Origin of the sequence: Mesorhizobium sp. B2-4-15, assembly GCF_006658505.1 — a bacterium.
Classification (GTDB): Bacteria; Pseudomonadota; Alphaproteobacteria; order Rhizobiales; family Rhizobiaceae; genus Mesorhizobium.
Genome location: NZ_VFUZ01000013.1, coordinates 1 through 20352 on the forward strand (window position 1 = coordinate 1; position 20352 = coordinate 20352).

Below are 20352 nucleotides of genomic sequence, written 5' to 3' on the forward strand. Positions count from 1 at the left end.
TGTGTCGAAGCCCTCAAAGGCTCCAACATCCTCGCTCAGGCCGACCTCCGAAAGGTGCCGCCGGAACAGCGCTTACGTTGATCTTGCCGGCGAGAGCCTCTTGGCTGAGCTTGGCCCGGCGGCGTGCCGCCGGCACTCGCACACCGATACTCTGCTTCAGCTGATCGCTCATACCCGAAGCCTGACTTCGAGATATCGAGTTGACAACGAAGTCAGCTTCGGCATGTGGATGGGAGGCAGGGTGCCGCTGGGCTACGACCTCAAAGATAGGAAGCTAGTGATCAATCCCGTGGAGGGCTGAAACAGTTGGCCGGATGTTTACCCTCTATCTCGAGCTAGGCTCGCTCAGTTCCCTCCGGACCCAAACCTAGAAGCTTGGACTGACGACGAAGCGCCATACCGCCAAGGAAAGCTCTAACATCTGCGTTGATCGAGAAAGTCGTCGTCAACGCTCAGTACGTCACCGTCGAACTGAGCATCGTCGGCGTGCTTAAGACGCTTAACCTGAATTCTGACGAGCTCGACGCAGTTTCCGCACCTCAAGCAATCTCCATCCCAATCGCGGTTCGTCGCCGAGGCATCGAAACCCCGCTGATGCTGAACAACGAAATCGCCTCTCAGCAACGCGCCCCCGACACAGGACTCATCAATCTGCTCCGGCGGGCTCAGCGCTTGTTGGGCCTTCTAACGGATGGTTCCAACTTAACGATGGCGGACTTGGCAGATCGCGAGCGGATGAACATCTCCGACCTCAGCCGCGTTCTTCGATTTGCCTTCCTAGCCCCAGATATTAGCCAAGCGATCATTGAAGGGCGCCAGCCTACAGAGTTGACGAGCAAGCGGTTGTTCCGACTATCGGAGCTACCAAATGCGTGGGACCAACAGCGTACCTTGCTTCTGACACATCATCTCACCGACCGCGTCAAAACAGTGAGACCCGCCAAAGGGACCGTAGAGACCAGCCGCGGAAATCCGTTGAATCTGTAGAGAAAAATCCGTCTCTGGCCCGCTGATGGCAACACAGGCGCGGTAACCGACGGAAATGTCAACGAGATTTTTCGCCCTGGCCTAAAACTAGGTCTATCCACCAAGTCTTTGAAGAATTTGGTGGGTGCGCACAGGATTGAACTGTGGACCCGCTGATTAAGAGTCAGCTGCTCTACCAACTGAGCTACGCACCCACTCGGCCGGCAAAAACCGGCGTTGGCGGGCATATAGCCGCCGACACCGATCCTGTCCAGCCCTGCCGGAATCATTTCCCGACAAATCGTACCAAGGGTCTCTCGAACCTTTGGCGAAGCCCGGCACATCACACGAAAAGCTTGCCTTCCGCCACCTTGACCGCGTTGCCGCCAATGCGCGCGGAGGCCAGTTTTCCGCCCTCCACGTTGAGTTCCAGGCGGATGCGCGACGGGCGGCCCATTTCCAGCCCCTGCTCGATCCACAGCCGCGAAACCCCGTCCGTCGGGCCGTCGAAATGCATGATGGCGCCGGCAAAGGCCGCCGCCGCCGAACCGGTAGCCGGGTCTTCATAGGAAGGCGTGCCGGGCACGATCATGCGGACATGGAACGCGCTTTCGTGATTCACGGTCTCGCGGCAGTAGACGTAGGGACTGGCGAAGGCCCATTCGCTCTTGCGTGGCGCCAGTTCCGACCAGGCCTGGTTGTCCAGCCGGATGCGGGCCGCCGCTTCGAGGTTGGCAACCGGAATGGTCACATACGGCACACCGGCCGACCAGAACGCGACGCGGTGATTCTCGAAACCGATCTCATGTGGCGCCAGCCCGAGCGCGGCGCCGATCGCCTGCGGATCGGCGGACAGGTCCAGCGGTTCCGGCAGTTTGGCGAGATCGAACTCGGCGAAGGTGGCGCCATCATGCTTGCTGACGGCGCAGCGCACCGGTCCGATATTCTCTTCCAGCACGAAAATGCCGGCGCTGCCCTCCCCCTCCAATTCCGCCAGCGCGATGGCCGACCCGACAGTCGGATGGCCGGCGAACGGCATTTCATAGTCGGGCGTGAAGATGCGGACGCGGTTTCGGTGCTTGGGGTTGTCCGGCGGCAGCACGAAAACCGTTTCGGACAGATTGAACTCGCGCGCGATGGCCTGCATCGCGGCCGTGTCCAGCCCTTTGCAATCCAACACAACGGCCAGCGGGTTGCCGGCCAGCCGCTCGGTCGTAAACACGTCGTAAAGCAAGTAATTCCGGGTTTGCATTCTGCCTCAATCCCAACATGGGCGAAATTTAATTTGATATTTGAACCATCAAGCCTGATCTGTGCACGGATAGGGCCATCACGCATCATAGGGGTCCAGCGTGGACCAGATTGTCAATCTGCCAAAGACGGAATCGGATTCCGCCATCGAGACGGCGCTCGGTCTCGACAGACAAGGTCTGCGCAAGACGCGGCGGCGTGGCTGGCTCTATGCGTTGCTCACCCTGATCGTGCTTGCCGCCGGCCTTGGCCTCTATCAATGGTATGCCGGCACGCCTACCAGGATCGATTACACCACCGTGCCAGCCGCCAAGGCCGACCTCACCGTCCAGGTGTCGGCAACGGGCAAGCTGCAGCCGCTCACTCAGGTCGACATTTCCAGCCAGCTCTCCGGCATCATACGCTCGGTTTCGGTCAACGAGAACCAGCAGGTGAAGAAGGGCGACGTGCTGGCCGCGCTCGACACCGCCAAGCTGCAGGTCCAGATCGAGCGGGCGCAGGCCTCGGCCAAGGCGGCGGCCGCCAATGTCGAGGATGCAAGGGTGACGCTGGCCGAGAACGAGAGCGCGCTGGCGCGCGCGGCGGCCCTGACCAAGCGCGGCATGGCGACCGACCAGTCGCTGGAGGCGGCGACCGCGACGCGCGACCGTTCCAAGGCCACGCTCGACAGCACCCAGGCCAATCTCGCCATCGCCAACGCGGATCTCAAATCGCAGCAGACCGATCTTGCCAACAGCACCATCTATGCGCCGATCGACGGCATCGTGCTGACGCGCTCGGTCGACCCGGGCCAGACGGTCGCCTCCTCGCTGCAGGCGCCGGTGCTGTTCATCATCGCGGCGGATCTGAGGAACATGGAATTGGTGGCGGCGGTCGACGAGGCCGATATCGGCGCGGTCAAGTCGGGCCAGCATGCCCGCTTCACCGTCGACGCCTTCCCGGACCGGCCATTCGATGCCGAGATCCGCGACATCTCCTATGCCTCGATCACGACGGACGGCGTCGTCACCTACAATGCGCGGCTCGAGGTCGACAATAACGAGTTGCTGCTGCGCCCCGGCATGACCGCCACCGTTTCGGTGGTCACAAGGCAAGTCAAGGATGTGCTCACCGTACCCGCCAGCGCCTTCCGCTACCGCCCGGCGCAACAGGCCGCGCGTGGCTGGAGCCTCAGCGACCTGTTCACCGGCCGCATGGGGCGTCCCGGCGGCAATCGCCAGCGTCAGGCGGCAACGGCCCCCACCGACGGCTCGCGCACGCTTTATGTGCTGGAGAACGGCCGGCCGCATCCGGTCAACGTCAAGATCGGTTCGACCGATGGCGAACTGACCGAGATCACCTCGGGCCTTGAGGAAGGCGCACAGGTGATCACCGCTTCGCAGTTGCGGAGCTAAGCCGTGGCCGCGGGTGCGCCCCTCATCACCTTCGACAAGGTCTGGAAGAGCTATGGCCAGGGCGAGGCAAGGGTGCACGCACTGGCCGGCGTCGACCTGGCGATCCGGCGCGGTGAATTCGTCGCCATCATGGGTCCGTCCGGATCCGGCAAGTCGACGGCAATGAACATCATCGGCTGCCTCGACACGCCGACGGCCGGAACCTATTCCTTCATGGGCGTCGACGCCGGCCGGCTCGACCGCAACCGCCGCGCCATGTTGCGCAACCTCCATGTCGGTTTCGTCTTCCAGGGCTACAATCTCCTGGCGCGCACCACCGCGGCGGAGAATGTCGAACTGCCGCTGATCTATCGCGGCGTCGCCGCCCGCGAGCGCCGCGACCTTGCCATGCAGGCGCTGGCCCAGGTCGGCTTGGTCGGCCGCGAGCACCACACGCCGGCGGAACTCTCCGGCGGCCAGCAGCAGCGCGTGGCGATCGCGCGCGCCATCGTCACCAGGCCGACCCTTCTGGTCGCTGACGAGCCCACCGGCAACCTCGACACCGCCCGCACCCATGAGATCATGGAATTGCTGACGCAGCTGAACAAGGAGCTTGGCCTCACCATCACAATCGTCACCCACGAGGCCGATGTCGCCGAATACGCCGAACGCACAATCCGCTTCCTGGACGGTCACGTCGCCTCCGACACCATGAATCTGGAGACGGCCTAACTATGATCTGGGAAACCGTCCGCCTCTCGCTCCGCTCCATCCGCCGCAACGTGCTGCGCTCGTTCCTGACGCTGCTGGGCATCGTCATCGGCGTGGCCGCCGTCATCGCCATGCTGACCATCGGCTCCGGCACCACGCAAAAGGTCAAGGCCGATATCTCCAAGCTTGGCAGCAATCTGCTGGTCGTCCGTGCCGGGCGGCCCGCCGGTCCTGGCGGCCCGGGCGGGCTCGACCAGGCAGTGCGTCCATTGGCCGAGAAGGACTTGGCGGCGCTGGTCGCGCATCTCACCGGCTCGCGCGCCATCTCGCCAGCCTCGCAGAAACAGGTGCGCGTCATTTTCGGCACCGAGAGCCTGACTTCGGGCGTCACCGGCACCGACAGCGCCTATCTCGACGCACGCGACTGGAAGCTGGTGTCCGGCCGCCCGTTCAGCGATTCCGAAACCCGTTCCGGCACCGGTGTGTGCCTGATCGGCGAGACGGTGCGCCAGCAATTCTTCGGCGCCGGCGATCCCGAGGGCGAGATCATCCGCGTCAACCGCACCTCCTGCAAGATCATCGGGCTGCTCGAGCCCAAGGGCTATACCGGCTTCGGCCAGGACCAGGACAATGTCGTTTTGATGCCGCTGCATGCCTATCAGCGTCGCATCGCCGGCAACCGGGATATCGACAACATCTATATCGCCGCGGACGACCGCACGCCGACCAGCGAGTTGCAGCCGCGCGTCGAGGACATTTTGCGCGACGCGCGCCGCGTCACGCCCGACCGCGAAAGCGATTTCGCCATCCGCGACATGACGCAGATCGCCGACGCCATGGCCAGCGCCACCACCACCATGACCGGCATGCTGGGCGCGGTGGCCGGCGTCAGCCTGTTGGTCGGCGGCATCGGCATCATGAACATCATGCTGGTCTCGGTCACCGAACGCACGCGCGAGATCGGCATCAGGCTCGCCATCGGCGCCCATGAAAAGCACATCCTCATCCAGTTCCTGGTCGAGGCCACGGTGCTGTCGCTGCTCGGCGGCGTCATCGGCATCCTGATCGGCCTGGCACTGGCCGGCCTCGCCTCGGTGACCCTGACCATCCCCTTCGCGCCAAGCCCGGCCGTCATCCTGCTCGCCGTCGGCTTCTCCGCGCTGATCGGAATGGTGTTCGGCTTCTTTCCCGCGCTGCGTGGCGCGAGGCTCGACCCGATCGACGCGCTGCGGCACGAGTAGAAGGCACCAAGGCCAGGACTATCCTACTTGCCGCTTTCGAAATGCCACTCGACCAGCGGCTTCATGTGCGGCGCCAGGCTATCCGGAAGGTCGGCGGCATGGCGGATGATCACCGGCCCCTCGATCTCCGGATCGGTTTCAGTGGCGACGAAGGCCGAGATCCGCCGCGCGATCTCGTCGGCCGGTGCTGTCTGGTGATAGCGGCGGAAGATCACCGTACCGCTTGCCGTCGACAGGGCGTGGTAGCGCTTGCCTCGTTCGGCATTCGACAGGTCGAGGCCGGTTTCCTCGCGCACCTCGCGGATCATGTTGAGATCGACATCGACCTGCCCGTCGCGGAAGTCGAGCGGCTCGAACGAGCCGGCGGCGAAATAGACCCGGCCGGGACTGGCCGTTCTCGCGCCCATACGGATCGCCACCAGCGCATTGTCGCCGGCCACCAGCATGGCGTGGGCATAGGCGTGCTCGGCACCGGAATTCTCGCGCCGCTTACGCCAGAGCATGAAGGTGGAATAGTTGACCGCATGGCAGCGGCCGACGAGGCGGTTGTCGCCCCAGGCAAGTTGCGAGAGCAACACCACGGTGCCGTCGAACAGCGCCGGATTGGCTGCTATCTCGCGCTGCCAGTTTTCGGCGATTGCGCATTCATTGTCCCGCGCGAAAGGGTGCGGGCCGGGATCGAGCCGGACGTCGATGGTATCGACCGGCAGGATGACATTGCGCGGCAGGTCGAAACTCATCTGTATCAGCCCCAGTGCCGCCTATCGAACCATGTCCAGTGTGATCGCCACCGGGCAATGGTCGGATGCCTTTGGGCGGTCCCAGCCGGCGCGTGGGAAGCGCTCGACTTCCTGGCCTGCCGGAAAGATCGTGCGCCAGGGCTGGCCACCGCGGATGATGTCGGGAACGGCGGTGGCATTCCTGGCCGCCAGTCCCCTGGAGAGCAGGATATAGTCGAGCTGGCAGAGATGCCGCTCTTCGGGCCCACGGGTATGGTAAAAGGTCCAACGGTTCATTTCCGGTCGCCGCTCGACGACGTTCTCGCAGAAGCCGCCAGCCGTCAGCACGTCGATGCTGGACCGGGCCTCGTCGACCACCTCGAAACGGTAGCCGCCGACATCATCGCCGGCAATCTTGACCCGCTGGCGGTAATCATTCATGTCGCCGCAGATCGCCCAGCGCTTGTCGGCGGCGTGCTCCTTGCCGAAGCGCTCCTCGATGATGCGGCGCACCGCTTGCGCCTCGGCGATGCGGACCGGCATCGTCGCCTCGCGACCGTCGAGCCCGTTGCGGGGCGGCCCCATCGACTTGAAATGCACGAGGTAGAGCGTCAGCGGCGCACCGCCCACGGTGATATCGACTTCAAGGCAGTCGCGCCGGAAGATGCGCTCATTGGCCTGCTTGCCGAGCGCCTCGAGTTCCGGCGTGTGCAGCCCGAACTGCTCGTAGGTGACATAGGCATGGCTGGTCATGCGCACGAATTCGATCGGCTGTCCCTGCGCGGTTTCGTTGCGCATCATCACGGCGACGTCGATGCCGCGCGAATCATTGCCTGACGTGGTGTATTTCTGGCGGTAGCCCTGCCCCACCATCTTGAACAGATAGCCGTATTCGAAGGCCTTAAGCGCCTCGATGTTGTCGACCTCCTGCATGCAGATGATGTCGGCCCGGGTGGCGGCGATCGCCAGCGCCGTCAGCTGGCGCGTGTCGTCTGATTGCGCGATGGCGCGGGCCTGCTCCAGCATCTTGTACTCGGCCTCGCTCTGGATATCGAACAGCGCCAGCGTCCGATCCTCGTTGAGCTGATTGCGATAGCCGGAAAAATCGAACCTGTTCATCAGGTTCTCGACATTGAAAGTGGCAAGGCGCAGCGACATGCCGTGACCTTTGCCTGCAAGCGGCGAAGAAAACAAGCTGGCAGGGCCACAAGCCCAGATCGTTTGGACCTGCGGCATTTCGCGCCATGGTTGACGGAACCTTTCCGTTCATCCGCCGTTCAGACGCAAACATCCACATTGGCTCCATTCCCAGGGTAGGCGTGGGGCCTGTACCTCTTGGAGAGTGCAATGAATTCGCTCTTTTCTTCCACCATCAAATCCGGGCTGATTGCGCTCGGCATTGTCTCCGGCATAACGGCGCCGTCCGCCGCCGGACCGATCCTGCAGCCGGACCTGTCGATTCCCGCCAGCACAGCGGCGCCGACCGTCACGCCGGTCCGCGAAGACTGGGCGGGCAACAACAACGGAACGTTCAACAACGAATGGAGATGGCGCCGGTCTGGCAACTGGAACCGCGGCAACTGGGATCGTGGCAACTGGAACCGTGGCGACTGGAATCGCGGCGACAATTGGCGTTGGCGCCATCGCCACTATCGCGGCGGCTACTACGATGATGGCGCGGGTGCCGCGATCCTGGGCCTTGGCCTGGGGCTCGGCCTCGGCAGCCTGTACAATAACTACGACTATTATGCGCCGCCGCCGCGCCGCTATTATCGTGCGGGCCGGCTCTCGAGTGCCCATGTCCGGTGGTGCTATAACAGGTACCGGTCGTATCGCGCCTGGGACAATACGTTCCAGCCCTACAATGGCCCGCGCCAGCAGTGCTGGTCGCCCTACAGATGAGATGCGACCAGACCGACCGGGTTGAAATGAAAACGGCGCCGCGAGGCGCCGTTCTTGGTTTCTGATATCGAGCATGGATCGCTCGGCTCCAACCAGCTTGGTCCTGAAATACCTGCGACCGCTGGGCGAAGCCCTTAGTTCTTGGCCTTGTCGACCAGCTTGTTCTTCGAGATCCACGGCATCATGGCACGCAGCTTGGCGCCGACCTCCTCGATCTGGTGGCTGTCGTTCATGCGGCGGATCCCCTTGAAGCGCGACAGGCCGGCGCGGTATTCCTGCATCCACTCAGAGGTGAACTTGCCGGTCTGGATGTCCTTCAGCACGCGCTTCATCTCGGCCTTGGTCTCGGCGGTGATGATGCGCGGACCCGAGACATACTCGCCCCATTCGGCGGTGTTCGAGATCGAGTAGTTCATGTTGGCGATGCCGCCTTCATAGATCAGGTCGACGATCAGCTTGACCTCGTGCAGGCATTCGAAATAGGCCATTTCCGGAGCGTAGCCGGCTTCCACCAGCGTCTCGAAGCCGGCGCGGATCAGTTCGACTAGGCCGCCGCACAGCACCACCTGCTCGCCGAACAGATCGGTTTCGCATTCCTCGCGGAAATTGGTCTCGATGATGCCCGAACGGCCGCCGCCGACGCCGCAGGCGTAGGACAGAGCCAGGTCGAGCGCATTGCCCGACGCATCCTGGTTGACGGCGACCAGGCACGGCACGCCGCCGCCCTTCTGATATTCGCCGCGCACCGTGTGGCCCGGGCCCTTCGGCGCGATCATGACGACATCGACGGTCGACTTCGGCTCGATCAGGCCGAAATGCACGTTGAGGCCGTGCGCGAAGGCGATCGCCGCGCCATCGCGAATGTTCGGCGCGATCTCGTTCTTGTAGATGTCGGCCTGCAGCTCGTCAGGCGTCGCCATCATCATCAGGTCGGCCCATTTGGCGGCATCGGCCACGCTCATCACCTTCAGGCCGTCGGCCTCGACCTTCTTGGCGGTCGCCGAGCCGGCCTTGAGACCGATGGCGATGTCCTTGGCGCCGGAATCCTTGAGGTTGAGGGCGTGCGCCCTGCCCTGGCTGCCGTAGCCGATGATGGCGACCTTCTTCCCCTTGATCAGGTTGAGATCGGCATCACGATCGTAATAGACGCGCATTTTACTTCCTTCCCGTTTTCTAAGATCAAAGGCCTTGCGGCCCGGCTTTTGCTCCGAAAAGAGCGAGAAACTGCTGCGTCGCCCGGGCGGCGTCGCCGCCGATCGCCGCCTCAGTCAATTCCAGCCGGTCGCCGAGCAGCAGACGGATCTGCACGTCCCGGCCTACCAGCCCGAAAAAGGTACGGAAAGCCGTCTCGGCATCCGTAAATTCGAGAAGCCCCGCCTGACGCCCGGCCTCGAGCACCGGCTTCAGCCGCCTGGCCAGCGCGAAACGGCCATTCTCCAGCACGACGGCGCCAAGATCGTCCTTGCCGGAACCGGCATGGCCAACCGCCACCCGGTTCAGGGCGATCGAGGTGTCGCTTGAAATGACACTGAGCCAGTCGGAGGCAAAGCGCTCGAGGCTCGCCGTCAGCGACGCAAGGTCCAATCCCTTGCCGTCGACTGAAGCGACCCGCACCTTCGACGCCTGCCATTGCACGGTCGCGGTCAACAGGCCGTCGCGGTCGCCGAACCATTTGTAGAGCGTTTCCTTGGAACAGCTAGCCCGCCGCGCCACGGCGGTCATGGTCAGATTGTCGCCCTCCTCGACCAGCAGCCGCAATGCCGCGTCGAGGACGGCCTGCTGCCGCTCCGTCAGCGCCTGGCTGTTGTCGATGTCGGCGTTTGCCAGCAACACGGTCTTTCCTCGGGCAGGCAGGCTGGCCAGCGGGTGGTTATCCGTACCGTACGTTACGGTTCGGCATTGCTATGGCGTATTGCACCGGACCTTGCAAGCCCTAATTTCTATTCGGACGGTTTCGCTGTCGGCCACCCTTGGGGCGGAGAAATGCTGATTGGGTTGCTTGCCTTGACCATAGCCGCCGTTTTCGCCGGCGCCGCGATCTATGTCAGCGTCGCCGAACAGCCGGCGCGGCTTCGCCTTGATGACGAGGCGCTGCTGCGGGAATGGCAACCTTCCTACAAGCGCGGCGCAGCGATGCAGGCTTCGATCGCCATCATCGCCTGCATCCTTGGTCTGGTCGCCTGGTGGCGGACCGGCGGACACGCTTTCCTGGCTGGCGCGATATTGATCATCCTGCCATGGCCATGGACCTTGATCGCGATGATGCCAACCAACAGGATGTTGGAAGCGATGGATGTCGGCGCCGACAATCCGCAGGTCAGGCCGCTGATCGTCAAATGGGGCAATCTGCACCTCGTTCGCGTGGCACTCGGCGTGCTGGCGACGCTGGCCTTTGTCTGGGGCAGTCGTCTGGGCTGACGTCGAGCATCATCCGGCGAACGATCAGGCCACTGCGCTTCGGCCAGCCGTGCCCGCCTGAACGGATCGATCACCGTGCCGGCGACGATCGAGGCGAGGAACCGCGGGACCGGCGGGATCTTCGCGATGGTCGCCACCAGCCGGTCGCGGCGTCGAGCAGCGCCATGTTGGCCCCTTGCCCGGGTTGGGGGCTCGTCGAATGCGCGGCATCGCCGATGACAGCCAACCTCCGGCCGACGGGAAGCTTCACCGTGCGCCAACTGGCGGCACGATCTCCTATGGATGCAGCCAAGGCAAGCTTGCGCTTTTACGCTTACGTCAGGCGCAAGCCGGGTTCAGGCTTGGGCGGCATCAAATCCCTTGCGCGCCTCGCGCACTGCATCGTGGTTGAGCTCGGCCCACTGGAGCAACTGATGCAAGGCGCCGAACATCGACCGGCCCAGATCGGTGAGGCTGTATTCGACGCTCGGCGGCTTGGTCGGGAACACTTCGCGATGCACGTAGCCGTCGCGCTGCAGATCATGGAGTGTCTGGGTGAGCATGCGCTGCGAGATATCAGGCACCAGCCGCCGCAGCTCGCCGAAGCGATAGGGTTGTTCGGCGAGCGCTGCCATCAGCAGCGAACTCCATTTGCCACTAAGACCCTGGATCACGTCTCTGACCGGGCAATCGGAAAGATCGCCGCCGCCGGTCATCGCTTTGTAGATGTCCAGTTTCGATTTCAGGTTGACGATCCGGCTGTCCATGGCTGGTTCCCTGCGTGTGCCTACCTCCCGAAAAACTGCCTTCTTTACGGCGACGGGTCAATTCCTATTTTAGCGCTGGTCTCTTTTAGAGACCTGCGAAAGACCAAAGAGCATCCCGCCCTTCAGCACAAAACCAGGATCCTTCCATGCCCGAAACCCTTCTCGTCACCGGCGCGTCCGGCCAGCTTGGCCGCAGCGTCGTCAACCACCTGCTGGACACCTTCAAAGTGCCGGCGTCCCGGATCATCGCCACCACCCGCACGCCGGCGAGCCTGGCAGATCTCACCGCGCGCGGCGTCACCGTGCGGGCAGCAGACTTCGACGATCAGGCATCCCTCCCCACCGCCTTCGCCGGCGCCGACCGCGCGCTGATCATCTCGACCAACGAATTGGCCATTCAGGGAAAGCGGCGCGCGCAGCAGGTCACAGCGGTCGCGGCAGCGAGGCAGGCCGGCGTCAAGCACCTGCTTTACACCTCCTTGCCCAACACCGAGCCCGGTTCGGCCGTGCTCTTCGCGCCCGACCACTACGGCACGGAACAGGCCATCAAGGCGACCGGCATCGCCTACACGATCTTCCGCAACGGCTGGTACGCCGAGAACCTGTTTATGGCGCTGCCGCAGATCCTGGCGTCCGGACATTGGTATACCTCGGCCGGCGACGGCCGTATCTCCTATTGCGCACGCGACGACATGGCGGCCGCTATCGCCGCCGGGCTTGCCTCCGGCAACGGTGAGAACAAGACCTACACACTGACCGGTCCCCAGGCCTACACTGTCGCCGAGGTCGCGACGCTTGTCAGCGAAGTCATCGGCAAGCCGATCGAGGTTGTGCAACTGTCCGACGAGGCGTTGACCGAGGGAATGAAGGCGGCGGGCTTGCCGGACCCGATTGCCCGGCTTCTCGTCTCCTTCGATGCCGCCACCCGCGCCGGCGATCTCGGCATGGTCACGGATTCGGTCGAGACGCTGTCAGGCCGCAAGCCGGTGTCGCTGAAGCAATTCCTGAAGGCCAACGAGTCCGTGCTGGCGGGCTATGGCAATTCCAGGAAAATTGCGTAGCGGCTTTCCGTTCGGGATTGCGTAAAAACAAGGAGTTGGAACAGGTCGACGATTCTATCGAACGCTGAACGCTCAGCCCGGCGGGAAATCGGAATCGGTTTCCCGCCGCGCTATTTCGATGTTTTGAGCAGGCCAAGCCGGATCAGGCTTTCGCCGGTCGCCGCCAGCGCGTCTTCCCGAGACCGCGGCGCCCAGCCGAGCATGCTGACCGCCTTGGCGTTGGTGGCATTCTTGACCTTGCCCAATTCGGTCACGAGCTGCGCGACTTCCGGGTTGAACAGTCCGACCACCCGGACCAGCCAATCGGGAAACTGCCTTGTCGAGACGCGCGCCGCCACACCGCCGAGCCGCGTTTTCAACGTCTGCGCCATTTCCCGCACCGTCATGAAATCGCCGGCGACGGCGAGAAACCGCTGCCCCTTGGCAATGGGATTGGTCATGGCACGTACATGCAGTTCCGCCACGTCGCGTGCGTCGACAACGCCGAAGAACAGGCGCGGCAGCCCCGGCATGGCGCCATTCATCATGCGCTGGACAAATTCGGTGGAGGTCGAATGGTCCGATCCCAGAACCGGTCCGAAGATTCCGACAGGATTGACGGCCGCAAGCTCCAGCCTGCCGCCCTCTGCGGCGATGAAATCCCATGCCGCGCGCTCGGATTTCACATAAGCGCTGACCTTGCCCGTCGGATCGGTCCAACTCTCCTCGGTGAACGGCCGCCCGTCGGGCGGCATCTCGCCATAGCCGATGGCCGCGAAGGATGAGGTCAGCACGACGCGTTTGACTTCGGCGTCCCGTGCCGCCCGCAACACCCGCAATGCACCCTCACGCGCCGGAACGATCAGCTCATCCTCATGCTTGGGCACGCCGGGCGGAAATGGCGAAGCGACATGAAGCACATAGTCGCAGCCGGCCACCGCTTGCGGCCAGCCAGTGTCACTCATGAGGTCGGCGATGGCAAAGGACAGCCTGTCGGCCGGTTCGGCGCCGCCAGCCTTGATCATGGCCAGGACATCGGCTTCACGCTTGGCGGAGCGCACTGTCGTGCGCACGCGGTAGCCCGCCTTCAGCAATTCGAGGATGCAGTGGGCGCCGAGAAAGCCAGATCCGCCGGTGACAAGCACCAGTTCGCCGCTCATGCCCGCCTCCGCGTCTGTTCAGGTCAAGAGCAATTCCAGGAGGTACGTGCGGTTTTCCGTCCGGAATTGCCTAAACCCCGAAGTCAAAGTGGTTCAGGCCCCTGAAACCACGCTTGATGATCGAGCTCGTCAGATCGCCACCTGCGTCCCGATCTCTACCACACGTCCGGTCGGAATCTGGAAATATTCGGTCGCGTCGGCCGCCGTGCGCGCCAGGCCGATGAACAGCCGGTCCTGCCACACCGGCATGCCGGAATTGGGCGAGGCTTTCAGCGAACGCCGTGACAGGAAGAAGGAGGTCGTCATGATGTCGAACTTCCAGCCCTGCTTGCGGCAGATGGCCAGCGCGCGCGGAATGTTGGGTTGTTCCATGTAGCCGAAGGTCAGTGTCACCCGCATGAACAGCTCGTTGACCGTCTCCATCTTGACCCGCTCGCTGTCGGGCACCACCGGCTGCGGCGCCGTCACCACCGAGAGGATGACGTTCTGCTCGTGCAGCACCTTGTAGTGCTTCAGGCTGTGCATCAGCGCGGTCGGCGCGCTGAGCGGATCGCTGGTCAGGAACACGGCGGTGCCGGAAACCAGTTGCGGCTTCTTCTTCAGCAGATTGCCGGCGAGGAAATCGAGCGGGATCTCGTTGCGGCGCGTCTTGTCGAAGAGGTAACGGCTGCCGCGCACCCAGGTCCACATTCCCAGCACGATCGCGAAGGCCACGACCAGCGAGGCCCAGCCGCCTTCGAACACCTTGACGATGTTGGAGGCAAAAAACCCGACGTCGATCAGCCCAAACAGCGCCGTCAGTCCAATCGCCGGCCACAGGTTCCATTTCCAGATGCGCGTCATGATGACGAACAGCAGCGTCGTCGTCACCAGCATGTTGCCGGTAACCGAGATGCCGTAGGCCGAGGCCAGCCTGCTGGACTCGCCGAAGCCGACCACCAGCAGCATCACCACCAGCGCCAGCAGAAGATTGACACGCGGCATGTAGATCTGGCCGGACTGCTTTTCCGACGTGTGCAGGATTTCCAGACGCGGCAGCATGTTGAGCTGCACCGCTTGCCTAGTCAGCGAGAAAGCGCCCGAAATCACCGCCTGGCTGGCAATCACCGTCGCAGCGGTCGCCAGCACGACCATCGGGATCAGTGCCCAACCCTCGTTCATTTCGAAGAACGGATGGCCGACGACGCCGCCATTGGCCAGCACGAAAGCTCCCTGTCCGGCATAATTGAGCAGCAGGCAGGGAAACACGATCCACAGCCAGGCGAGCACGATCGGCTTGCGGCCGAAATGGCCGAGATCGGCGTAAAGCGCTTCGGCGCCGGTGACGGCCAGGAAGACAGCACCGATCGTCACGAAGGAAACGTCGGGCGAATGGATCAGGAAGGCAGCGATATAATGAGGGCTGATCGCCCAGAGGATTTCCGGGTCGGCGACGATGTGGTTGACGCCGGAAAGGCCGATGGCAAGGAACCACACGGCGGTCACCGGGCCGAAGACCAGTCCGACGCCGCCGGTACCGAAACGCTGTACCGCGAACACCGCGGCAAGGATGACCAGTGTGAGCGGCACGACGTAGGGCTGGAACGCGGGCGTGACGACATTCATGCCTTCGACCGCCGAAAGCACCGAAATCGCCGGCGTGATGACCGCGTCGCCGAAAAACAATGAGGCACCGACGATGCCGATGCCGAGAATGACAGCCGAACGTTTTGGGAAACTGCCGCGCGCCAGCGCCATCAGCGACAGCACCCCGCCCTCGCCGCGGTTATCCGCTCTCAGCACGAACATGATGTATTTTATTGTTACCGTGATCGTCAGCGACCAGATGATCAGCGACAGCACGCCGAGAATGTCGGCACGATTGGCAACATTGCCGCCGGACGAGGCATGCAGAGCTTCGCGGAAGGCATAGATCGGGCTGGTGCCGATATCGCCATAGACGACGCCGAGCGCGCCCAGCATCAACACCTTGGTGCTGTGTTGTTCGATCTCCGAATGGCTCGGCTGTTCGACGGGTTCTGCCTCACTACCAGGGTTGGCAAGGGCCATGGACGACACTCCGATAAGCGCGCGGTGCTCTACGCTTGCTGCAGTGCAATATCAAGTGCCGCTGCGTAATGGCTCCCATGCCGGGAGCGCTGGGCTGCTCGGCAAACGGCCGGGCACCCGACATGCGCGGACCACAACCGCCGACCCTACGTGGCCGGCGCCAGCAAGACTTGCCGCATATGCCTTAAATAGCCACTTGCGTGCCGATTTCCACGACGCGGCCCGTTGGAATCTGGAAATATTCGGTCGCGTCGGCCGCCGTGCGCGCCAGGCCGATGAACAGCCGGTCCTGCCACACCGGCATGCCGGAATTGGGCGAGGCTTTCAGCGAACGCCGTGACAGGAAGAAGGAGGTCGTCATGATGTCGAACTTCCAGCCCTGCTTGCGGCAGATGGCCAGCGCGCGCGGAATATTGGGTTGTTCCATGTAGCCGAAGGTCAGTGTCACCCGCATGAACAGCTCGTTGACCGTCTCCATCTTGACCCGCTCGCTGTCGGGCACCACCGGCTGCGGCGCCGTCACCACCGAGAGGATGACGTTCTGCTCGTGCAGCACCTTGTAGTGCTTCAGGCTGTGCATCAGCGCGGTTGGCGCGCTGAGCGGATCGCTGGTCAGGAACACGGCGGTGCCGGAAACCAGCTGCGGCTTCTTCTTCAACAGATTGCCGGCGAGGAAATCGAGCGGGATCTCGTTGCGGCGGGTCTTGTCGAAGAGGTAACGGCTGCCGCGTATCCACGTCCCCATGATCAGGCCCATGAGGCAGGCAACGGTGATCGAGACCCAGCCGCCTTCGACGATCTTGACGACGTTGGCCAGGAAAAAGCCGCTGTCGATGATGCCGAACAGCAGGGTCAGCGCCAAGGCGAGCGCCAGCTTCCATTTCCACATCTTGCGCATCACCACGAACAGCAGGATCGTCGTCATCAGCATTTCGCCGGTCACCGAGATGCCATAGGCGGAAGCCAGCGAACTCGAACTGCCGAAGCCGACCACCAGCAGCATCACCCCCAACGCGATGAGCAGATTGACGCGGGGCATATAAATCTGCCCAAGCTGCATTTCGGACGTATGCTGTACCTCGATGCGTGGCAGAAGGTTGAGCTGCACAGCCTGGCGGGTCAGCGAAAAGGCACCTGAAATGACCGCTTGACTGGCGATGACCGTCGCGGCCGTTGCCAACCCCACCATCGGCATCAGCGCCCAGTCAGGCAGCATCTGGAAGAACGGATTGGTCGGCTTTCCGTCATTGGCGAGCACAAAGGCGCCCTGCCCGAAATAATTGAGCAGCAGGCAGGGGAAAACCACGGAAAACCATGCCAACACGATCGGCTTGCGTCCAAAATGGCCGAGATCCACGTAGAGCGCCTCGGCCCCGGTCACAGCAAGGAACACGGCGCCGACCGTGACGAAGGCAGCTGTGGGTGTGCTGACGAGATAGGCAACCGCGTAATAGGGATTGATGGCCAGGAGGACCGATGGATCATCCATCAGGTGATAGAGCCCCGCAACGCCGATGGCCAGGAACCACAACGCCGTCACCGGCCCGAACACCGCCGCCACCTTTCCGGTACCGAAGCGTTGCACCGAGAAAAGGATTGCCAGGATGAGAAGCGTGATCGGCACGACATAGGCGTCCAATGTCGGAGTCACCACTTCGAGGCCTTCGACCGCGGACAGCACCGAGATGGCCGGCGTTATGATCGAATCACCGAAGAACAGCGCCGCCCCGCAAAGGCCGATACCGAGGATCAGTCGCGCGCCTTTGGGATAGGCGCTGCGCGCCAAGGACATCAGCGAGAGCGTGCCTCCTTCGCCCTTGTTATCGGCACGAAGCACGAAGGCAACATATTTTATGGTCACGATGATCGTCAGCGCCCAGACGATCAGCGACAGCACGCCAAGCACGTGAACCCGTGTATCGATGCCTGGCGAAGCATGGAGCGCCTCGCGGAAGGCGTAGATCGGACTCGTGCCGATATCGCCATAGACGACGCCGAGCGCGCCCAGCATCAGAACCTTGGTGCTGTGCTGCTCAACCCCGGGGTGACCCGATTGCTCGACGGTTTCAGCCTCGCTACCGCGATTGGCAAGGTCCATCGACCACTCCCTGACAAGCGCGCGGTACTTCATGCATGCTGCGATACGATATCAATTGCACGCCATGGCCGCCAATATCCGCAAAGCGAAGCTATCCCTACCACCCGCAGGCCTTCAGGAACCGACCCACCGTACCGGCCATGCCATACTCCAACGCGTCGGCTGTCAACCCATGTCCTATCGACACTTCGGACAATGCCGGTATGCGTCGGACAAGGTCAGGCAAATTGCCTACCGTCAGGTCGTGCCCGGCATTGACCTGAAGGCCGGCAGCAAATGCCGCGTCTGCTGTTTTCCCCAATCTTTCCAGCTCCTTGGCCGCTTTTGCGGAATCGGAATGATAACTGCCATAAGGACCGGTATAGAGTTCGATCCGGTCGGCACCCGTATCACGCGCGGCCGCGATGCCGGCGGGATCCGCATCGGAAAACAGCGACACCCTGAAACCGCCCTTCTTCAGCCGCTTGACGATCGGTGACAGGAACGCGGCGTCGGCCACGAAGTTCCAGCCATGGTCGGAGGTTGCCTGCGCCGGATCATCGGGAACCAGCGTCACCTGCTCGGGTTGGTGCATTTCCACAAGCGCCAGGAAATCCTCGGTTGGATGGCCTTCGATGTTGAATTCCGCCTTGGGGAACTCATCGTCGATCAGTGCCCTGATCTTGGGCAGGTCGGAACGCCGCGTGTGACGCTCGTCGGGACGCGGATGGACGGTCAGCCCATGGGCGCCAGCCGCGAGCGCGATGCGGCCAAGCGCGATCATATCAGGCCATGGCAGGTCGCGCCGGTTGCGCAGCATGGCGATGGCGTTGAGATTGACGGAGAGCTTTGCGGGCATGGGCTGACATCCGTGAAAACTAGGATCTGGAGCGCCTCGTCCCAGACGCGGCGTTCTTCGCGCCGGGCATCTATAACGCCTTTGATGGGAACAGATAGGGGGTTTGCGATGTTCCAGAACGACAACGTTGCTGTGGAAAGGAGGCGTCCCGTTGAATTTTCTTGAATCCGTACCGGCAATCCGTCGCATCGATACCGACCGCGACGACCTTTTCGCCATCGATGTCGTCGGCCATGTTTCACCAGCCGATGCCGAGAACCTTTTCGGCCTGCTCGAGGCCGCTTATGCGCTTCACCAGCGAATCGACGTCGCCGTGCGCATGGTCGATCACGATGGCGTCGACTGGGCCGATATCTCCGACGAGACCCTCAAACAGGGCGCAACCCATGCAGTGCAACACATAGGCCGGTGCGCGGCGATCGGCAGTCCGGACTGGACTTCGGACGCACGACGTGCCCTGCCCTCGTCGTCACCCATCGAATTCAGGCATTTCAAGGCCGAGGAAGAAGCCGATGCATGGCAATGGCTCGGGGTCCGGCAGGTCGGCGCGCGAGAAAAGCCGTCATCGTGATTTTCTACCTGACGATGGTCAGCCGTTCGGCGGCCCGCGTGATGGCCGTGTAAAGCCAGCGCTGGCGCGTTTCCTTGAAGGCCCAGCTTTCGTCGAACAGCACGATCTCGTTCCACTGCGAGCCCTGCGCCTTGTGCACCGTCAGCGCATAACCATAGTCGAAATCGTCGAAGCGCTTCTTCTGCTGCCAGGGAATGTCGGCGTCCGGATCCTCGAACGCCGCCTTGAGCAGCTTGATTTTGGCGACACCGCGGTCCGGATCGTCCTCTTCCGGCGATACCAGAAGATTGATGCCAGGCTTCACCGTCTCGCGCGATGAGGTCATCACTTTCCAAAGCGATCCGTTGAGCAGCCCCTTGGCGGGATCGTTGCGTAGGCACACCAGCTTGTCGCCAGCCTGCGGATAGTCGGCGTTGAACCCCTTGAGTTCGCGCAGGCGCTGGTTGTAGCGGCGGCGCGTCCGGTTGGTGCCGACCAGCACCTGGTCAGCCTTCAGCACCAGTTCCTGGTTGACGTCTTCCTTGCCGATCACCTGCGCCGTGCCATAGTCGCCGCGCATGAATTCGCGTCCCTCGCGCACGTCGAGCGCCAGCCGCAGGATCGGATTGTCGCGCGCCTGCCGGTGGATTTCGGTGAGCAGGAAGTCCGGCTCATGATCGGTGAAGAAGCCGCCGCCCGAGATCGGCGGCAACTGGCCTGGATCGCCCAGCACCAGGATCGGCGTGCCAAAACTCATCAGGTCGCGGCCGAGCTGCTCGTCGACCATCGAGCATTCGTCGATGACGACCAGTTTCGCGCGCGAGATCGGGCTTTGCCGGTTGAGCGAAAATGTCGGCGACATCGAGGTCTTGCCGGTCACCTCGTCGGCCACCGATTCCTCGCCCTTGGGCCTATAGATCAGGGAATGGATCGTGCGGGCGTTGACCGCTCCCTTGGAGCGCAGCACCTGCGCGGCCTTGCCGGTGAAGGCGGCGAACTGCACCTGTCCGTCGACATGTTCGGCAAAATAGCGCGCCAGCGTCGTCTTGCCGGTGCCGGCGTAGCCGAACAGCCGGAACAGCTGCGGCTTGCCGGCCTTGAGCCAGCGGGCGACGGCCTGCAGCGCCTCGTCCTGTTGGGGTGAAAATTCCATCTGATCGTGTGACCGGATTCGCGAGGCAAAGACAAGATAGCCGCCACCATCATCGATGCAGCCGGCGGCGAACTCCCCTGCGTTTTAAACTATCAGGCGCAGACAAGAACGTAAAGGGAACATAGGTTGGCCCGCGC

20 protein-coding genes, 1 tRNA gene and 1 pseudogene are annotated in these 20352 nt (G+C 62.9%); 9 read left to right on the forward strand and 13 right to left on the reverse strand.

Features of this window, described 5'->3' with window-relative positions:
- Positions 1-301: hypothetical protein (locus FJ930_RS30230; protein ID WP_210245360.1), on the forward strand; the 301-nt coding region annotated here is incomplete at its 5' end.
- 125 nt (positions 302-426) lie between these two features.
- Positions 427-987 carry a hypothetical protein gene (locus tag FJ930_RS16590; RefSeq protein ID WP_141839153.1) on the forward strand — a complete coding sequence of 187 codons (561 nt, stop codon included), beginning with the start codon at positions 427-429 and terminating at the stop codon, positions 985-987.
- 118 nt (positions 988-1105) lie between these two features.
- Here FJ930_RS16590 and FJ930_RS16595 read toward each other — a convergent pair.
- Positions 1106-1181, reverse strand: a tRNA-Lys gene (locus FJ930_RS16595).
- A gap of 128 nt (positions 1182-1309) precedes the next feature.
- Positions 1310-2218, reverse strand: a complete 909-nt coding sequence (locus FJ930_RS16600) for a PhzF family phenazine biosynthesis protein (protein ID WP_141839155.1) — start codon at positions 2216-2218, stop codon at positions 1310-1312.
- Between the two features lie 100 nt (positions 2219-2318).
- On the opposite strand from FJ930_RS16600, the gene FJ930_RS16605 reads away from it, so the two are divergent.
- From FJ930_RS16605 to FJ930_RS16615, 3 genes are read left to right on the forward strand one after another with little or no spacing between them, the layout of a single operon-like run.
- Positions 2319-3611 carry an efflux RND transporter periplasmic adaptor subunit gene (locus FJ930_RS16605; protein WP_141839157.1) on the forward strand — a complete coding sequence of 431 codons (1293 nt, stop codon included), beginning with the start codon at positions 2319-2321 and terminating at the stop codon, positions 3609-3611.
- 3 nt (positions 3612-3614) lie between these two features.
- Positions 3615-4322 carry an ABC transporter ATP-binding protein gene (locus FJ930_RS16610; RefSeq protein ID WP_141839159.1) on the forward strand — a complete coding sequence of 236 codons (708 nt, stop codon included), beginning with the start codon at positions 3615-3617 and terminating at the stop codon, positions 4320-4322.
- Positions 4323-4324: 2 nt separating this feature from the next.
- On the forward strand, positions 4325-5542 hold the full coding sequence (locus FJ930_RS16615; RefSeq protein WP_141839161.1) for an ABC transporter permease: 1218 nt from the start codon (positions 4325-4327) through the stop codon (positions 5540-5542).
- Between the two features lie 23 nt (positions 5543-5565).
- On the opposite strand, the gene FJ930_RS16620 is transcribed toward FJ930_RS16615, so the two are convergent.
- Positions 5566-6282, reverse strand: a complete 717-nt coding sequence (locus tag FJ930_RS16620) for a hypothetical protein (RefSeq protein ID WP_141839163.1) — start codon at positions 6280-6282, stop codon at positions 5566-5568.
- Between the two features lie 21 nt (positions 6283-6303).
- On the reverse strand, positions 6304-7419 hold the full coding sequence (locus FJ930_RS16625; RefSeq protein ID WP_140743145.1) for an endonuclease/exonuclease/phosphatase family protein: 1116 nt from the start codon (positions 7417-7419) through the stop codon (positions 6304-6306).
- Between the two features lie 189 nt (positions 7420-7608).
- Between FJ930_RS16625 and FJ930_RS16630 the strand changes: the two genes are divergently transcribed.
- Complete coding sequence (locus FJ930_RS16630; RefSeq protein ID WP_141839165.1) at positions 7609-8163, forward strand: BA14K family protein; 555 nt, start codon at positions 7609-7611, stop codon at positions 8161-8163.
- A gap of 134 nt (positions 8164-8297) precedes the next feature.
- Here FJ930_RS16630 and ilvC read toward each other — a convergent pair whose 3' ends face one another.
- Together ilvC and FJ930_RS16640 are read right to left on the reverse strand one after the other, a co-directional pair.
- Positions 8298-9317: a ketol-acid reductoisomerase gene (ilvC, locus tag FJ930_RS16635; protein WP_141839168.1), complete on the reverse strand. Its 1020-nt coding sequence runs from the start codon at positions 9315-9317 to the stop codon at positions 8298-8300.
- Between the two features lie 25 nt (positions 9318-9342).
- Positions 9343-9996: a TetR/AcrR family transcriptional regulator gene (locus tag FJ930_RS16640; protein ID WP_141839170.1), complete on the reverse strand. Its 654-nt coding sequence runs from the start codon at positions 9994-9996 to the stop codon at positions 9343-9345.
- 153 nt (positions 9997-10149) lie between these two features.
- Between FJ930_RS16640 and FJ930_RS16645 the strand changes: the two genes are divergently transcribed.
- Entirely contained in the window at positions 10150-10581 is a 432-nt protein-coding gene (locus FJ930_RS16645) for a DUF1772 domain-containing protein (protein WP_181763403.1), read from the forward strand.
- Positions 10582-10607: 26 nt separating this feature from the next.
- On the opposite strand, the pseudogene FJ930_RS16650 reads toward FJ930_RS16645, so the two are convergent.
- Positions 10608-10834, reverse strand: a pseudogene (locus FJ930_RS16650) (FAD-dependent monooxygenase); the annotation flags it as partial.
- A gap of 82 nt (positions 10835-10916) precedes the next feature.
- Positions 10917-11327, reverse strand: a complete 411-nt coding sequence (locus FJ930_RS16655; protein ID WP_141839174.1) for a helix-turn-helix domain-containing protein — start codon at positions 11325-11327, stop codon at positions 10917-10919.
- A 146-nt stretch (positions 11328-11473) separates the two neighbouring features.
- Here FJ930_RS16655 and FJ930_RS16660 point away from each other — a divergent pair, with 146 nt between their 5' ends.
- Positions 11474-12388, forward strand: coding sequence for an SDR family oxidoreductase (locus tag FJ930_RS16660; RefSeq protein ID WP_141839176.1), 915 nt, complete (start codon positions 11474-11476; stop codon positions 12386-12388).
- Positions 12389-12498: 110 nt separating this feature from the next.
- Here FJ930_RS16660 and FJ930_RS16665 read toward each other — a convergent pair whose 3' ends face one another.
- From FJ930_RS16665 to FJ930_RS16680, 4 genes are all read right to left on the reverse strand, one after another.
- Positions 12499-13527, reverse strand: a complete 1029-nt coding sequence (locus FJ930_RS16665) for an aldehyde reductase (RefSeq protein WP_141839178.1) — start codon at positions 13525-13527, stop codon at positions 12499-12501.
- 129 nt (positions 13528-13656) lie between these two features.
- Positions 13657-15576, reverse strand: coding sequence for a potassium transporter Kup (locus FJ930_RS16670; RefSeq protein WP_141839180.1), 1920 nt, complete (start codon positions 15574-15576; stop codon positions 13657-13659).
- Positions 15577-15760: 184 nt separating this feature from the next.
- Positions 15761-17674 (reverse strand): potassium transporter Kup, encoded by a 1914-nt coding sequence (locus FJ930_RS16675; RefSeq protein WP_141839182.1) that lies wholly within the window; start codon positions 17672-17674, stop codon positions 15761-15763.
- A gap of 97 nt (positions 17675-17771) precedes the next feature.
- On the reverse strand, positions 17772-18512 hold the full coding sequence (locus FJ930_RS16680) for a pyridoxine 5'-phosphate synthase (RefSeq protein WP_141839184.1): 741 nt from the start codon (positions 18510-18512) through the stop codon (positions 17772-17774).
- A 151-nt stretch (positions 18513-18663) separates the two neighbouring features.
- Between FJ930_RS16680 and FJ930_RS16685 the strand changes: the two genes are divergently transcribed.
- Positions 18664-19083, forward strand: a complete 420-nt coding sequence (locus tag FJ930_RS16685; protein ID WP_141839186.1) for an STAS/SEC14 domain-containing protein — start codon at positions 18664-18666, stop codon at positions 19081-19083.
- 4 nt (positions 19084-19087) lie between these two features.
- On the opposite strand, the gene FJ930_RS16690 is transcribed toward FJ930_RS16685, so the two are convergent.
- Positions 19088-20215, reverse strand: a complete 1128-nt coding sequence (locus FJ930_RS16690; protein WP_140743167.1) for an ATP-dependent RecD-like DNA helicase — start codon at positions 20213-20215, stop codon at positions 19088-19090.
- Positions 20216-20352: the final 137 nt, after the last annotated feature.

Excerpts from the sequence above, each read along its gene's own strand:
- FJ930_RS16690 (WP_140743167.1), bottom strand. The coding sequence starts at position 20,215 with ATGGAATTTTCACCCCAACAGGACGAGGCGCTGCAGGCCGTCGCCCGC.
- FJ930_RS16600 (WP_141839155.1), bottom strand. The coding sequence starts at position 2,218 with ATGCAAACCCGGAATTACTTGCTTTACGACGTGTTTACGACCGAGCGG.
- FJ930_RS16665 (WP_141839178.1), bottom strand. The coding sequence starts at position 13,527 with ATGAGCGGCGAACTGGTGCTTGTCACCGGCGGATCTGGCTTTCTCGGC.
- FJ930_RS16675 (WP_141839182.1), bottom strand. The coding sequence starts at position 17,674 with ATGGACCTTGCCAATCGCGGTAGCGAGGCTGAAACCGTCGAGCAATCG.
- FJ930_RS16660 (WP_141839176.1), top strand. The coding sequence starts at position 11,474 with ATGCCCGAAACCCTTCTCGTCACCGGCGCGTCCGGCCAGCTTGGCCGC.
- FJ930_RS16680 (WP_141839184.1), bottom strand. The coding sequence starts at position 18,512 with ATGCCCGCAAAGCTCTCCGTCAATCTCAACGCCATCGCCATGCTGCGC.
- FJ930_RS16620 (WP_141839163.1), bottom strand. The coding sequence starts at position 6,282 with ATGAGTTTCGACCTGCCGCGCAATGTCATCCTGCCGGTCGATACCATC.
- FJ930_RS16615 (WP_141839161.1), top strand. The coding sequence starts at position 4,325 with ATGATCTGGGAAACCGTCCGCCTCTCGCTCCGCTCCATCCGCCGCAAC.
- FJ930_RS16670 (WP_141839180.1), bottom strand. The coding sequence starts at position 15,576 with ATGGCCCTTGCCAACCCTGGTAGTGAGGCAGAACCCGTCGAACAGCCG.
- FJ930_RS16630 (WP_141839165.1), top strand. The coding sequence starts at position 7,609 with ATGAATTCGCTCTTTTCTTCCACCATCAAATCCGGGCTGATTGCGCTC.
- FJ930_RS16625 (WP_140743145.1), bottom strand. The coding sequence starts at position 7,419 with ATGTCGCTGCGCCTTGCCACTTTCAATGTCGAGAACCTGATGAACAGG.
- FJ930_RS16655 (WP_141839174.1), bottom strand. The coding sequence starts at position 11,327 with ATGGACAGCCGGATCGTCAACCTGAAATCGAAACTGGACATCTACAAA.
- ilvC (WP_141839168.1), bottom strand. The coding sequence starts at position 9,317 with ATGCGCGTCTATTACGATCGTGATGCCGATCTCAACCTGATCAAGGGG.